This is a genomic window from Photorhabdus hindustanensis (assembly GCF_002968995.1).
Classification (GTDB): Bacteria; Pseudomonadota; Gammaproteobacteria; order Enterobacterales; family Enterobacteriaceae; genus Photorhabdus; species Photorhabdus akhurstii.
The window spans coordinates 48,916-63,069 of sequence record NZ_PUWT01000005.1; the positions used below are offsets into that span (position 1 = coordinate 48,916).

The following is a 14,154-nucleotide window of genomic DNA, read 5'->3' on the forward strand; positions in this document are numbered from 1 at the left end:
CGGTTTTCGGAATAGCACTACGGCGCAATTTAGCAATTAAAGGTTATACAGAATATTTGCAAAATACAAAATATCTCTTTATTATTTTAGCAATTATGAACATTGGGTTTTATCTTTTAGCCAGTAATATGTCGGAATTTTACTTTCTTGCTATAGTTTTTTTTATTTGTCTTCTTGGCTGCTTCACTAAGCAGCATTTTGCTAGTACCGAAATATATAAGATACATCATTATTTTTTTATTATCCTCAACAACCTTAGCACTATATTTTAAAGTTTTACCATTTAATTTGATACTTTACTTGCCCATATTTATTTTCATTTTTATCTATAAAAATAATCTCTACAAAAAGACACTATAGCCATAGTATACATTTTAATCATTATGTGAGAACTCCTGGGCTACAATATTAGCCATATCCTTATTACATCAAGTATTTATCCTTTGGATGTTTGAATAGCAAAACAACTTTCTAAAAAATCTAAAAGCGTATTATCAAAAAAAAATTTCAAGGACTACAATTATGAATAGAATATTCCATAATGCACTTATCCTTGCTCCTCACACTGATGACGGTGAATTAGGAGCTGGAGGCACTATAGCCAAATTAATTGAAAGTGGAACAAATATCACCTATGTTGCTTTTTCAACCGCAGAAGAATCTGTTCCTGAAGGAATGCCAAAAGATATCCTAAAAACAGAAGTTAAAGCAGCAACTCAAGCATTAGGCATAAAAAATGAGAATTTAATAATTTTTAATTACCAAGTAAGAAAATTGAATTATGCCAGGCAAGAAATCCTAGAAAATTTAATAAAAATCAGAAAAAACAATAATTTTGATCTTATTCTTATGCCTTCACTGAAGGACATACATCAAGATCATACGACCATATCGCAAGAAGGACTTAGAGCATTCAAAAATACAACTATACTTGGATATGAGTTGATTTGGAATAATTTATCTTTTGATACCACCTGTTTTATAAAATTAGAAAAAAAACACATTAATCAGAAAGTATCTGCTCTACGAGAATATAAATCACAGGGCAATAGAGATTATATGTCAGAAGATTTTATATTTTCTTTAGCAAGAACAAGAGGCGTTCAAATAGGAGCAGAATATGCTGAAAGCTTCGAGGTGATAAGATGTGTTATCAATTAATAAAAAATATCTCAACAGAAGAAATTTGTAATAAACTCAATTTACCTTATCATGGAAATAATACTAATATAACTAATGTATCTCCTATTAACCAGATAAAAGAAGGTAGCCTTTCTTTTATAAAAAGTGATATCGAATTATTAAATCCTAATGTAACATTAGTCTGTCAAAAATCTGATATAGAATTTTTTAGAAACGAAAATACAGGATTAATAATTAGTAAAAATCCAAGATTTGATTTTATCCGAATCTTAGAATTTTTAAAAAATAGTATTGGATTTAGTCATTTCGCATTTAAATCTCAAATATCTCCGACTGTATCTATAGGACACAATGTTGTAATTGAAGATGGTTGTATTATTCATGATAATGTCCAAATTGAGCATAATGTGGTAATACACTCAGGTACAATTATAGGATCAAACTCAAGAATAAGAGCGAATTCATCTATTGGAGGCGATGGTTTTGGGTTTGAACGAACAGAAGAGGGTACACCTATTCGTTTCCCACATTTAGGGGGGGTTATTATTGGGGAAAATGTAGAGATTGGATCTAATACATGTATATCAAGAGGTACTCTCTCAGACACTATAATTGAAGATTACGCCAAGATCGATAATTTAGTCCATATAGCCCATAATTGCCATATAGGAAGAGGTGCCTTCATTATTGCATGCGCTGAAATTAGTGGAGGAGTTCACATTGGAAATAATGCATGGGTTGGCCCAAATGCATCAATTATTCAGAAAAAGAATATTGGTAATAGCTCTCTTATCGGCATAGGAGCTGTATTAACAAAAGATGTACCAGATTCAACTGTCTTTGCAGGTAATCCAGCTAAAAAGATCCGAGATATAAAATAATCTATGAATATATTATATATTAACCATTATGCTGGAAGTCCAGAGTATGGAATGGAGTTTCGCCCATATTATTTGGCACAAGAATGGCTAAAACATGGTCATAGGACAACCATATTGGCATCTTCATTTTCCCATGTAAGAGCTAGACAGCCTAATGTGGGCAATAAAATTACAGAAGAAAATATTAATGGTATAAATTATATCTGGTATCCAACCAGAGTATACAATGGAAACGGAATCACTCGTGTAATAAATATTTTTTCTTTTTTATTTCAAGTTTTTTTAAATCTAAATAGGAAAAAAAATATTAATGAAATCAAACCTGATGTTATCATTGCTTCCAGTACATATCCATTAGATATATGGATTGCAAAACATATAGCAAAGAAATCTGGAGCAAAACTAATATATGAAATTCATGACTTATGGCCTCTATCGCCAATAGAATTAGGGGGAATGTCTCCTAAACATCCTTTTATAATGTTATGCCAACAAGCTGAAAACAGCGCATATAAAAATTCAGATGCTGTTATATCTATGTTACCTAACGTTCATCAACATGTTGCAGAACATGGATTAAACATAGATAAATTGCATATAATTCCTAATGGAATTGTATACTCTGATTGGGAAGACAGTAACCATGAACCTATACCAGATGATATTAAGCTCAAAATTAATGTATTAAAAAATAAAGGAAAAATTATTGTTGGTTATGCAGGATCCCATGGAATACCTAATGCATTAACCTATCTGATAGATGCAGCTAATATCTTAAGAGAAAAATCTTTTCATTTTGTTCTCGTTGGTTCAGGATTAGAGAAAGAAAATCTTATAAAATATTCAGAATCTCTAAATCTAAAAAATATAACTTTTTTCGATCCAATAACAAAAAAACAAATGCCGAACTTACTGAAATTATTTGACTTCAGTTACATTGGAGCTCATAAAACACCAATTTATCGCTTTGGTGTTTCTCCAAATAAATTAATGGACTATATGATGGCTGAAAATATTATTATAAGTTCTATTGAAGCCGGAAATGATCCCATTACTGATGTTAATTGTGGCCTAACTGTAAACCCAGAATCGCCTCAATCGATTGCCGATGGTCTGTTAAGACTGAGCCAATATTCCCCAGAAGAAAGAAGTCAAATGGGAAAAAATGGTAAAAATTATGTACTAAAAAACCATACTTATTCGATTTTGGCTGATAAATTCTTACAAGTGATGAAAAAATTATGAATAATAAATTCCTTCCTTTCGCATTACCTGAAATTGGACAATCTGAAATCGATGAAGTCATTGATTCACTCAAAACAGGTTGGATAACTACTGGCCCTAAAGCTAAAAGATTTGAACAAGATTTTGCTCACTATTTGGGTTCTGATGTTGAAGCAATCGCGGTAAATTCAGCAACAGCTGGCTTACATTTAGCGTTAGAAGCCATTGGTATCCAGTCTGGTGATGAAATCATTGTCCCTACCTACACCTTTACTGCAACAGCGGAAGTTATTCGTTATCTGGGCGCTCACCCTATTTTTGTTGATTCTTTATCTGATAGCCTGAATATTGATCCAACAGCGATAAAAAAAGCAATCACATCCAAAACCAAAGCGATTATCCCTGTACACTTTGCCGGTTTATCATGTGACATGGATGAAATCATTGCTATAGCTAAAGAATTCAATCTACGAATAATTGAAGATGCAGCCCATTCATTCCCGACCTTATATAAAGGAAAGAAAATTGGTACTCTGGACACCGATGTAACCGTATTTAGTTTCTATGCCAATAAAACCATGACGACAGCTGAAGGCGGTATGCTAGTATCCAGAAATCCAGATATCATTAAAAGAGCAAAAGTAATGCGTCTCCACGGGATTAGTAAAGATGCTTTTGACAGATACCAATCTAAAACACCAGCTTGGTATTATGAAGTCATTGAGCCGGGTTATAAATATAACATGCCAGATATTTGTGCAGCGATTGGTATTCATCAATTACAGAAAATAGATGCTTTTCAGAAGAAAAGAGAAGCAATGGCTAAATTCTATGATAATGAATTAAAAAATCTGCCAATTACCTTACCCACTAGACCTAAAGAACCTAATAGTCAACATGCCTGGCATCTATACGCTATCCGACTCAACAATAAAGTCAAAATATCAAGAGATGACTTTATAATGAAAATGGCAGAGAAAAATATAGGATGTTCTGTCCATTTTATCCCACTACATAAACAACCAATATGGAGAAATACCTATTCCCTAGATAAAAATAATTTCCCCGTAGCAGAAGAAAGTTTTAAAAATATTGTATCCATTCCTTTATATACAAGGATGACAAAAGAAGATCAAATCTACGTTGTCAATACAATTAAAGAGATTCTTGAATAAATGAAAGCAATGTATTCAATTATAAAAATAATTTTTGATTTTATCTCATCTTCAATTGGGTTATTTCTCCTTTCTCCTATTTTAATTGTGATAGCTATTTGGATAAAAATGGACTCAAAAGGGCCCATTTTTTTCCGACAAAAACGGGTAGGCCAATATAATCAAGATTTTTATATCCACAAATTTAGGAGTATGGCTACTGACTCAGAACAAAAAGGACAACTCACCATAGGTAATGATCTCCGTATTACGAATTCTGGAAAATTTATACGTAAATACAAACTTGACGAACTAGCACAACTCATTGATGTCATCCAAGGAAAAATGAGTTTAGTTGGACCAAGACCCGAAGTCCCACAGTTTATGAACAAATATCCAGGTGACATAAGAGATAAAATATTATCTGTGAAACCAGGCATAACAGATTTAGCCTCCATAGAAATGATCGATGAGAATCAGATATTAAGTCAATATAAAGATCCCCATCAAGCCTATATTGATATTATTATGCCTATAAAAGCCAAATACTACTTAGAATATATTGATAATAAATCCCTATTCTATGATCTTAGAATTATTTTTAAGACAATTTATAAAATAGTTTTTAGGTAATTAAAAATTATGAATAAAAGAATAGTTTTTAACCAAGATAGACTAATAAAGACCATAGTTCTTCTGTCAGTAGATATATTGATGATCATTTTCTCATACTGGCTAAGTATGTGGCTACGCCTTGATAGAGATGTACCCATTTATAGCTTACAGCATTGGCTAACCATTATTTTCACTATACCTTTCACGCTATTTATTTTTTTAAGAATTGGTTTCTATAGATCTATAATAAAATACGTTAATATGAGTATATTAAAATGGGCCATTGTTGGTTCATTTCTATCCACTCTATTATTGACTATAATTTCCCTATATCAACAAGCATTTTTGCCTAGAACAGTAACAGTTATTTATTTCTCTTTTCTAGTTATATCACTCTGTGGCACCAGATTCTTATACAGAGCGTTGCTCAATCTATTAAAAGATAAAGGCACCCCAGTGATTATATATGGTGCCGGAGAATCCGGTCGTCAACTTTTGCCAATATTAAGAGAACATAGAGAATTCAATCCTATCGTTTTTATTGACGATAACTCAAAATTACATAATTTATCTATTCATGGGGTTTGTGTTTTTTCTCCAGAAAAAATAACACTTTTAGTAGAAAAATATAATATAAAGAAGATATTATTAGCAATACCTAGTGCTTCAATATCCGATAGAAAAAAAAATAATTGAGAAACTACAAAAAGAGCATTGTGAAATACTCACAATCCCAAGCTTTAATGATCTGGTTGAAGGTAAAGCACAAATAAACTCACTAAAACGAGTTTCTATTAATGATCTTTTGGGAAGAGAACAAATCAATCCATTACAAGATTTACTATGTAAAAATATTAAAAATAAAAATGTCCTTATTACAGGAGCGGGCGGCTCAATAGGATCAGAGCTATGCCGACAAATTATCACTCAGTCTCCAGCTCATATGATATTATTTGAGTTAACAGAGTACTGTCTCTACTCAATAGAAAAAGAACTGCAAAGAATAAATTTAGAAAGAAATCTTAGTATAAGTATTGTTCCTATTTTAGGTGACATAAAAGATTCAGATAAGATAAATAAGATAATCAGTAAGTTCAATATTAATACAATATATCATGCTGCTGCATATAAACACGTTCCCCTTGTAGAAATGAATACGGCAGAAGGTGTGAATAATAATATTTTTGGTACATTCTCACTTGCCAAAGCAGCAATTAATCAAAAAGTTGACAAGTTTGTATTAATTTCCACAGATAAAGCTGTCCGCCCTACAAATACAATGGGAGCAACTAAAAGATTTGCAGAGCTTATATTGCAAGCTTTTGCTAAAGAAAATAGTCATACAAAATTCTCAATGGTTCGTTTTGGCAACGTTCTTGGTTCGTCTGGTTCTGTCGTTCCCCTTTTCGAGAAACAAATAAAAAGCGGTGGACCAATAACTCTAACTCATAAAGATATTACTCGTTATTTTATGACTATTCCAGAAGCTGCCCAATTGGTTATCCAGGCAGGAGCAATGGGCAACAATGGCGATGTTTTTGTTCTGGATATGGGAGAATCAGTGAAAATTTATGATCTTGCCCGGAAAATGATTAACCTTTCTGGCCTAACAATTAAAGATGAAACAAATCCTCATGGTGATATAGAAATCAGAATTACGGGATTAAGACCAGGCGAGAAACTTTATGAAGAGTTATTAATTGGTGATAATATTTCTAGTACAAATCACCCTAGAATAATGACAGCCAATGAAGCTTTTCTAACTTGGGATAAGCTAAATCCACTATTAAATAGCCTAAAAATATGTTGTGAAAATTATGATTTCGAGAGCATCAGAAAGATTCTTGTTGATTCTCCTATTGAATTTCATCCCAAAGATAATATTTACGATCTTTTAAAGTAGTATTTAAATTATCTGGCTTGATGAATAGGAATTGCTTTATATTTTTCTGAAAATGGTATAAAAAATGATTATCCACAAGATCACAAATAGATATCCTAGGTAAGTAAACAACATATATTATACGCAATAGCTGGAATTATAAAATTAAGACTAAAATGACTTCTAGATGATATTATATTGCATAATTCATTATTTTATCAACTTGAAGTTACTTCTAGAATGAATATTAATAGGACTGTTAGAAATGAAAATTGGATTGATTGGTCAAGGTGTTATGGGAAAGGGAATTGTTCAGATTTTGGCACAAACAGAATCTGTATCATCTATCCTATGGGTAGGAAGAACCCTTGATAAATGTAAGACATCCTTTACAGAATTAGAAAAACAATGGAAGAGAATGATTGCGAAAAAAAAGCTATCCGAAGATAATATGTTCTACTATATAAATAAAATATCACTAATAGATGACTACTCTCTTTTATCTAATGTAAATTGTGTAATAGAAGCTGTTCCAGAAAAGATGGAAACTAAAAGAGAAATATTTACTAAAATATCCCATGTAGTAAAAGACAATACTATCGTCGCATCAAACACGTCTTCACTATCTATTACAGAACTTGCAAGCCTATCTAAAAAGCCTGAAAACGTCATTGGATTACATTTTTTCAATCCTGCAACCGTAATGAAGCTTACAGAAGTTATTATTGGCTTAACAACCTCTCAGGATACTATCAATTGGGCTGTAGATTTTGTTAAAAAACTTAATAAAGAACCAGTTATCGTTAATGAAGCTCCTGGATTTATTGTTAATAGAATGCTTATTCCCATGATTAATGAAGCAATTGGCATCCTTGCTGAAGGTGTAGCTAACGCTGAAGAAATTGATAAAGCAATGAAGCTAGGTGCCAATCATCCTGTTGGCCCACTGTCCTTAGCAGATTTAATCGGAAATGATATAAATCTTTCAATAATGGAAAATCTCCACAATGAAACAGGGGACCCTAAATATAGAGCCCATCCTTTATTAAGAAAAATGGTCAGAGCTAATAAATTAGGTCGTAAAACTGGTTGTGGATTTTTTAAATATTAAATTTAATATAATCTCGACTTTGTAAATAACTATGTGGTGCGGTACGAAACTGCTTCTTGATTGTTTCAGCCAATAAGTTGTAATTAAATAAGATGAAACCGACTATCTCACCAATAGTTTCTTACCTGGCGGTGTGTTAAAAGTAATTTTAAAGTGTTGGAGATAACGTAGCCATACACAACAAAGAGAATTCTGACAAGAATCGTAATGTTTATGGAGCCAAAGCGACTATCAAACTTCAGTAAAAAAGCATACAAATATATACCTTTTCACAAATGATGTATCATGAGTTTTGAACCGCAGATGTTAACGAAAGATCTATCTCCTCAGATCACATTGGAATGAAACACAGTAACCTCATATAATTCCGGTAGATAAACGAACTAGTAAGAGCAAGCTATGATTGTTTAGGAATACGAGGCCGGAAAAAGCGAAAGGCCAAATGATAATCATCGATGATTGCAGGGTGAGATCTCACATTTTAATAAGGTTATTTTGGTTAAGTAAAAATCAGAATATGACTTTTTATAGGCATTTCTCTCATTAAAACGTTAAGATCTCTCTCTTCCATAAAAAAGCGATCCTAATAATGAGTATTTTTAATTTTATCAGCAAGATAGAAGACCCTCGCTCTGACATCAATAAAAAACATGAATTAATGGATGTGATTTTTTTAGCCTTCTCCGCGGTATTATGCGGCGCTTCTGGCTGGAAATCGATTCAGGAATTTGGTGAGTTACAGAGCGAGTGGCTTAAACAATACACGCATTTTACTCACGGTATTCCTCGTCGTCACTGTATTGCTAATATTATCAAAATGATAGAGCAAGATGCACTGGTTGAAGCCTTTTATGCCTGGATCAACCAGCGTCGGGTCAGGGCAGGAAAAAGTCTTATCGCCATTGATGGAAAAACCCTGAGAGGAACCTGTAAGGGGACATTATTTGAAGCCCTGCATGTGGTCAGTGCTTATGATGTTGAATCCGGTGTAGCCCTATACCATCAGGCAGCCGAAAGCAAAGGTCAGGAAGGTCCGGTTGCCAGACAATTGATTGAATTACTGGCGCTTGATGGCGCGATTGTCACTATGGATGCCTTGCATTGCCAGAAAGAAACTCTTGCGTTAATTACTCAGCGCGGCGGTGATTTTATTGTGGGTCTTAAAGGCAATCAAAAGACCCTCTATGAATGGGTCAAATCGTATTTTGCTTCGCATTATGAGAGTGATGAGCTTGTTGAATTTACGCAGAAAAATAGCGGTCATGGACGGACAGAATTTCGGCATGTCATGCAAATTCGTGCCGTATTGCCGGAGGTCCTTCGGCGGCAATGGCCTTCAATACAAAGTGTTATTGAAGTCGTCAGTGAACGAAGCGTAAAAGGTCAGCCTCCTCATCGTGATTCACGCTGGTATGTCAGCTCGCTACCGTTGGAGGCGGAAATCGTGGCTAAGGCAATAAGAAGGCACTGGTCGGTGGAAAACGAGCTGCATTGGGTATTAGATGTCACTTTTCGAGAAGATGCTATCTCACTCAAAGATCCTGATGGGGCTGCACAAATGGCGCTTTTTAACCGAATTGCATTAAGCGTGATTAAACAGAATACCAATATAAAAGACAGTCAGGCGGCTAAACGTCGAAGAGCCATTTGGTCAGGGGAATTCCGTAGTCAACTTATCTTTGATTAAATTAAATACAAAGTGGAATCCCGCCCTGTCGATGATTGTGTATAGGGATGGGTTAAATCATCATGAATTCAAAAACAACTAATGAAAGTACAAAGGAATATTAATGCCAACCCTAATCACCGGAGGAGCTGGCTATATCGGTTCACATACCATATTAGCGCTTCTAGAAAGAGGAGCTGATGTTGTTGTTATTGATAATCTGTGTAACTCATCACCCGAATCTCTTCACAGAGTTGAAAATCTTACTGGCAAATCAGTGAAGTTTTATCAAGGTGATATCCTTGATTTAGATTTACTAAATAAAATCTTCCAAGAAAACAAAATAGAATCTGTAATTCATTTTGCCGGATTAAAAGCGGTTGGTGAATCTACCAGAAAGCCACTTGAATATTATCAAAACAATGTTATTGGTACTCTAGTTCTATTGCAGGCTATGCGTGCCAACGGCGTACATCAACTGATTTTCAGCTCATCGGCAACGGTTTATGGTGATCCTGAATTTGTACCACTCACGGAAAATGCTAAAGTAGGTAGTACCACCAACCCTTATGGCACCTCCAAGCTGATGGTCGAGCAGATTCTGAAAGATTTTGCCGCAGCCGAGCCAAGTTTCAAAATCACCAGTTTAAGATATTTCAATCCTGTCGGTGCTCATCCATCAGGTATGATTGGCGAAGACCCTAACGGTATTCCCAATAACCTGTTACCTTATATCACTCAGGTTGCCATTGGCCGTTTGGAATGTTTATCAGTGTATGGCAACGATTATCTAACCAAAGACGGTACCGGTGTTCGTGATTATATTCATGTGATGGATTTGGCTGAAGGCCATATTGCCGCTATTGACTATCTGGATAAACAGCAATCCTATGAAGTTTTTAATTTAGGAACAGGTGCTGGTTATTCTGTACTTGAACTACTTCATGCTTTTGAAAAGGCATCAGGTAAAACAATTCCATATAAAATTACAGATAGACGTCCTGGGGATATTGCTGAGTGTTGGTCTGATCCGTCCAAAGCCCTCAATACCCTTGGCTGGCAAGCAACACGCAATATTGACGATATGATGCGTGATAGTTGGAATTGGCAAATAAACAACCCCTATGGATATGGCAATCAATAATGGTGATATTTAAAAAACTAAAAGGAAATATAGATAAGAACCCTCTTTTCAGATATGTCCGATTTATCCTACTTCCTTCAATTTTTTCTTCAAAAGAGGAGATTAAGAGAAATAAGAGATATCACAAATATAATCTGGCTGCTTTGTATGCATTTCAGGAAGCGATGGAAAGTATTAACAAAACATTCTGGCTGGACTGGGGAACTTTGCTGGGTGCAATAAGAGAAAAAGATTTTATCGTACATGATAATGATCTGGATTTTGGCATGTACTTATCTGATTTTTCAGATGAAATTGAAATATCCTTAATCTCCAAAGGTTTTAAGAAACTCAAAAAGTTTGAGAAAGATAAAGGGGAAACAGCACTCGAATATACTTATTCCTTAAGAGGTGTACAAGTAGATATCTTCTTCTATTCTAAAAAAGAAGAGCACATGATTTGTCATCACTTTGGTGACTTTGGAGAACCGAAAATTAAAGGCAGTATTAAAGAAGGAGAATGCACTACTTTCGAGAATTATTGTCCTTCATTCGAGTTAACTAATACCGAGTTTAAAGGTAGAAACTTTCTTATACCTAAAAATACTACTGAGTATCTAACTAACTACTATGGTAAAGATTATATGATACCTGTCATAGAAACGGAGTACATTCCTGATCGATACTCATACACTAAGCCAATTGGGGTAGGAAAATATTATTTCTATTAATTTCTTATTTAGAATAAAATTAGCTATTTTATAATCATGAATGACTTTCTCTTTTGACGAAATGAAAAAAAATATTAATGAAATCAAACAGTTTGTTGCAAAGCTATTTAAGCTAGAAGTAAATGATAAATTTGAAATCTCCGTGATCGGAGGTATGACCAACAGTAATTATTTGGTTAAATTAAATAACCAAGAGATAGTTTTGCGTGTGCCAGGCAGAAAAACAGAATGTTTCATTAATAGGTATCACGAAAAAGTCAATAGCGAATTAACTTCGTCCTTAGGAATTAATGTGCCAGTATTCTATTTTGATCACAATACTGGCTTAAAAGCAACAAAGTTCTTAAGCGGCTCTGAAACCTTATCACCAATTAACGCAAGAAACTCAGCTAATATTCCATTGATTAGTAAGCAGTTAAAATATTTACATCAATCAGATCTAGCTTTTAATAATTCATTTAATGTCTTTACTGAATTCCATCGTTATTGGTCATTACTCCACAATAAAATTATTCCTTATCCTTTTGAACATACAGCAGAAGTATTGGATTTTTTCCATCAGATTGAAGCTATTTTAAACAATCTTGGCTTAGAGCATCGACCTTGCCACAACGATTTAGTCGCTGAAAATATTCTAAAATTAAATGAAAATGTCTATTTTATAGACTGGGAATATTCAGGTATCAATGATCCTATGTTTGATATAGCTGCACTATTTCTGGAATGTGGTTATACACAAGAAGAACAGAAACTATTTCTAGCTGAATATTTTGGGGAAAATATAATGCCAAATGCACTAGAAAAGATATTATTGTTTCAATTTTCCCAAGATGTTCTCTGGACAATATGGACAATAGTAAAAGAGGAAAATGGTGAAAAATTTGGGAATTATGGAATTAACCGCTTAAAACGGGCCTATAAGCTAATGGAACGGTACAAAAATAGCTATGTTCACCAACTTTAAAGCTACTGCAAATGCCTATGGGCTGTTTTCTGGTGTTTTGTGGGGGTTAAGCGGCGTGCTTCTAGCATTATTGTTAAAAGATAGCGCCCTTTCCTCTTATTTTCTTATCCCCATTATACTCGCCTTCCTGAATGATATGATTTCATGCGGATACATATTTATGTATCTTGTACTTCAAGGAAAATACCAAGCAATACGCTCTATCCCCAAGGACAAGAAAAATGGAATAATTATACTGGCGGCTATGTTTGGTGGCCCAATGGGTATGTCTTGTTATGTTTTAGCTATTCAGTACATTGGTATTAGCTATACAGCAACTATTTCGGCCACTTATCCTGCTATTGGCGCTCTAATTTCTTTTTTTCTACTCAAAGATCGTATTCATCTTCTCGGTATATTGGGATTAATATTAGCCGTTATGTGTACCATGATACTAGGTTACTCAACATCAACTCAGACAACATCTAGCTGGCTCGGCTTTCTTTTCGCTTTTATATGTGCACTAGGCTGGAGTGCTGAAGTTGTTATCAGCTCGTATGGGATGAATAAAGATATACCTGCCGATATCGCTTATTTTATCAGGCAATTATCATCCTCTGTAGGCTACCTAGTAATTATCATACTATTCGTTCACTCTTTTCCTAGTGTTGTACATATTTTCTCAAATATGGCATTATACTCCTTATTATTTGCAACTTCTCTGGCAGCAACGATGTCATACTTTTTTTATTACAAAGCGATCAGTATGCTCCAACCTATCCGTGCTATGGGTTTAAATATCACTTATACTATCTGGGCAGTGATTTTTGCTTATTTGCTTATCGATGAACCCATCTCTGTAAAGCTATTGCTCCTATGCATAGGTGTCTCTACAGGTTCATTGCTGATCGCTGCAAATCCACGTAATATCAAAAACTTAATTTTTACACTTAAATGAATGCAATTATATTAGCAGCCGGTTTAGGTTCTCGTTTTAATAACCTAACCAAAGAAAACCATAAAGCCTTGCTACCCATCAATGGTATACCTAATATTGAGCGTACAATTCAATATTTACATGAGTTTGGTATACAGGAAATACACATAGTTACTGGACATATGGCTCACTTATTCGACTATCTTGCAACTGGATATGATTGTAACTTAATTTATAATCCTAATTATGCCAATTATAATAGTATATATTCTTTTTACTTAGCATCTGATTTCTTCAAGAACTCACTTGTTATAGATGCAGACGTTGTTCTACTAGATAATATCTTCACCTCTTTAGAACAAAGTATCTATTACGTTATCAAACGACCTAAAAGTGAGGATGCTGAATGGATACCCATATTATCTAAACAAAATTTAATCAAAGACATCCAAGTTAGTAATGCTAATAAACCTTCTCTTTTAGGTATCTCGTATTGGGATGAGGTATCATGCGAAATTATTAAGAAAGAAATACCAAAGTTCTTAAATAAAGAAAATTTGGAAAACAGCAAGTTATATTGGGATAATATTCCAATCATGCTACTTGATAAAATTAAGGTTGGTATACATTTAGTAGGAAAAAATCAAGCGGCAGAAATGGATACTATAGAAAACTATCATTACATTTGCGATACAATGATCAAAGCATGCTATACATCATCTTAACTTGAACCTGAGACTATAA

At 33.9% G+C, this 14,154-nt stretch carries 12 protein-coding genes and 1 pseudogene; all 13 read left to right on the forward strand.

Going from position 1 to position 14,154, the window contains the following annotated elements; translation table 11 throughout:
* Positions 1-522 precede the first annotated feature (522 nt).
* The 13 genes and pseudogenes from C6H66_RS02455 (at position 523) to C6H66_RS02515 (ending at position 14,135) form a co-directional block, all read left to right on the forward strand.
* Positions 523-1,161, forward strand: coding sequence for a PIG-L deacetylase family protein (locus tag C6H66_RS02455; RefSeq protein WP_105394714.1), 639 nt, complete (start codon positions 523-525; stop codon positions 1,159-1,161).
* A complete protein-coding gene (locus C6H66_RS02460; protein WP_105394715.1) occupies positions 1,146-2,024 on the forward strand; it encodes a UDP-3-O-(3-hydroxymyristoyl)glucosamine N-acyltransferase in 879 nt (292 codons plus the stop codon). The genes C6H66_RS02455 and C6H66_RS02460 overlap by 16 nt, the downstream gene beginning before the upstream one ends.
* A 51-nt stretch (positions 2,025-2,075) precedes the next feature.
* The gene (locus tag C6H66_RS02465) at positions 2,076-3,269 is read left to right on the forward strand and encodes a glycosyltransferase family 4 protein (RefSeq protein ID WP_248000592.1); all 1,194 of its coding nucleotides are present in this window, start codon (positions 2,076-2,078) and stop codon (positions 3,267-3,269) included.
* Positions 3,266-4,423: a DegT/DnrJ/EryC1/StrS family aminotransferase gene (locus tag C6H66_RS02470; protein WP_105394717.1), complete on the forward strand. Its 1,158-nt coding sequence runs from the start codon at positions 3,266-3,268 to the stop codon at positions 4,421-4,423. Before C6H66_RS02465 ends, C6H66_RS02470 begins: the two co-directional genes overlap by 4 nt.
* Positions 4,424-5,035, forward strand: coding sequence for a sugar transferase (locus C6H66_RS02475; protein ID WP_248000593.1), 612 nt, complete (start codon positions 4,424-4,426; stop codon positions 5,033-5,035).
* Positions 5,036-5,044: 9 nt separating this feature from the next.
* Positions 5,045-6,920: pseudogene (locus tag C6H66_RS02480) on the forward strand (polysaccharide biosynthesis protein).
* Positions 6,921-7,164: 244 nt separating this feature from the next.
* Entirely contained in the window at positions 7,165-8,010 is an 846-nt protein-coding gene (locus tag C6H66_RS02485; protein WP_105394718.1) for a 3-hydroxyacyl-CoA dehydrogenase family protein, read from the forward strand.
* Positions 8,011-8,599: 589 nt separating this feature from the next.
* On the forward strand, positions 8,600-9,697 hold the full coding sequence (locus C6H66_RS02490) for an ISAs1-like element ISPlu18 family transposase (protein ID WP_105394719.1): 1,098 nt from the start codon (positions 8,600-8,602) through the stop codon (positions 9,695-9,697).
* Between the two features lie 103 nt (positions 9,698-9,800).
* Positions 9,801-10,820, forward strand: coding sequence for a UDP-glucose 4-epimerase GalE (galE, locus tag C6H66_RS02495; protein ID WP_105394720.1), 1,020 nt, complete (start codon positions 9,801-9,803; stop codon positions 10,818-10,820).
* Positions 10,820-11,530: a LicD family protein gene (locus tag C6H66_RS02500; RefSeq protein WP_105394721.1), complete on the forward strand. Its 711-nt coding sequence runs from the start codon at positions 10,820-10,822 to the stop codon at positions 11,528-11,530. Before galE ends, C6H66_RS02500 begins: the two co-directional genes overlap by 1 nt.
* 61 nt (positions 11,531-11,591) lie before the next feature.
* The gene (locus C6H66_RS02505; protein WP_181150136.1) at positions 11,592-12,494 is read left to right on the forward strand and encodes a choline kinase family protein; all 903 of its coding nucleotides are present in this window, start codon (positions 11,592-11,594) and stop codon (positions 12,492-12,494) included.
* Complete coding sequence (locus tag C6H66_RS02510; protein ID WP_248000594.1) at positions 12,478-13,431, forward strand: DMT family transporter; 954 nt, start codon at positions 12,478-12,480, stop codon at positions 13,429-13,431. The genes C6H66_RS02505 and C6H66_RS02510 overlap by 17 nt, the downstream gene beginning before the upstream one ends.
* Positions 13,428-14,135, forward strand: a complete 708-nt coding sequence (locus tag C6H66_RS02515) for an NTP transferase domain-containing protein (RefSeq protein ID WP_105394724.1) — start codon at positions 13,428-13,430, stop codon at positions 14,133-14,135. The genes C6H66_RS02510 and C6H66_RS02515 overlap by 4 nt, the downstream gene beginning before the upstream one ends.
* Positions 14,136-14,154: the final 19 nt, after the last annotated feature.

Coding starts and splice junctions, on each gene's coding strand:
- C6H66_RS02455 (WP_105394714.1), top strand. CDS start 523: ATGAATAGAATATTCCATAATGCACTTATCCTTGCTCCTCACACTGAT.
- C6H66_RS02460 (WP_105394715.1), top strand. CDS start 1,146: ATGTGTTATCAATTAATAAAAAATATCTCAACAGAAGAAATTTGTAAT.
- C6H66_RS02465 (WP_248000592.1), top strand. CDS start 2,076: ATGGAGTTTCGCCCATATTATTTGGCACAAGAATGGCTAAAACATGGT.
- C6H66_RS02470 (WP_105394717.1), top strand. CDS start 3,266: ATGAATAATAAATTCCTTCCTTTCGCATTACCTGAAATTGGACAATCT.
- C6H66_RS02475 (WP_248000593.1), top strand. CDS start 4,424: ATGAAAGCAATGTATTCAATTATAAAAATAATTTTTGATTTTATCTCA.
- C6H66_RS02485 (WP_105394718.1), top strand. CDS start 7,165: ATGAAAATTGGATTGATTGGTCAAGGTGTTATGGGAAAGGGAATTGTT.
- C6H66_RS02490 (WP_105394719.1), top strand. CDS start 8,600: ATGAGTATTTTTAATTTTATCAGCAAGATAGAAGACCCTCGCTCTGAC.
- galE (WP_105394720.1), top strand. CDS start 9,801: ATGCCAACCCTAATCACCGGAGGAGCTGGCTATATCGGTTCACATACC.
- C6H66_RS02500 (WP_105394721.1), top strand. CDS start 10,820: ATGGTGATATTTAAAAAACTAAAAGGAAATATAGATAAGAACCCTCTT.
- C6H66_RS02505 (WP_181150136.1), top strand. CDS start 11,592: ATGAAAAAAAATATTAATGAAATCAAACAGTTTGTTGCAAAGCTATTT.
- C6H66_RS02510 (WP_248000594.1), top strand. CDS start 12,478: ATGTTCACCAACTTTAAAGCTACTGCAAATGCCTATGGGCTGTTTTCT.
- C6H66_RS02515 (WP_105394724.1), top strand. CDS start 13,428: ATGAATGCAATTATATTAGCAGCCGGTTTAGGTTCTCGTTTTAATAAC.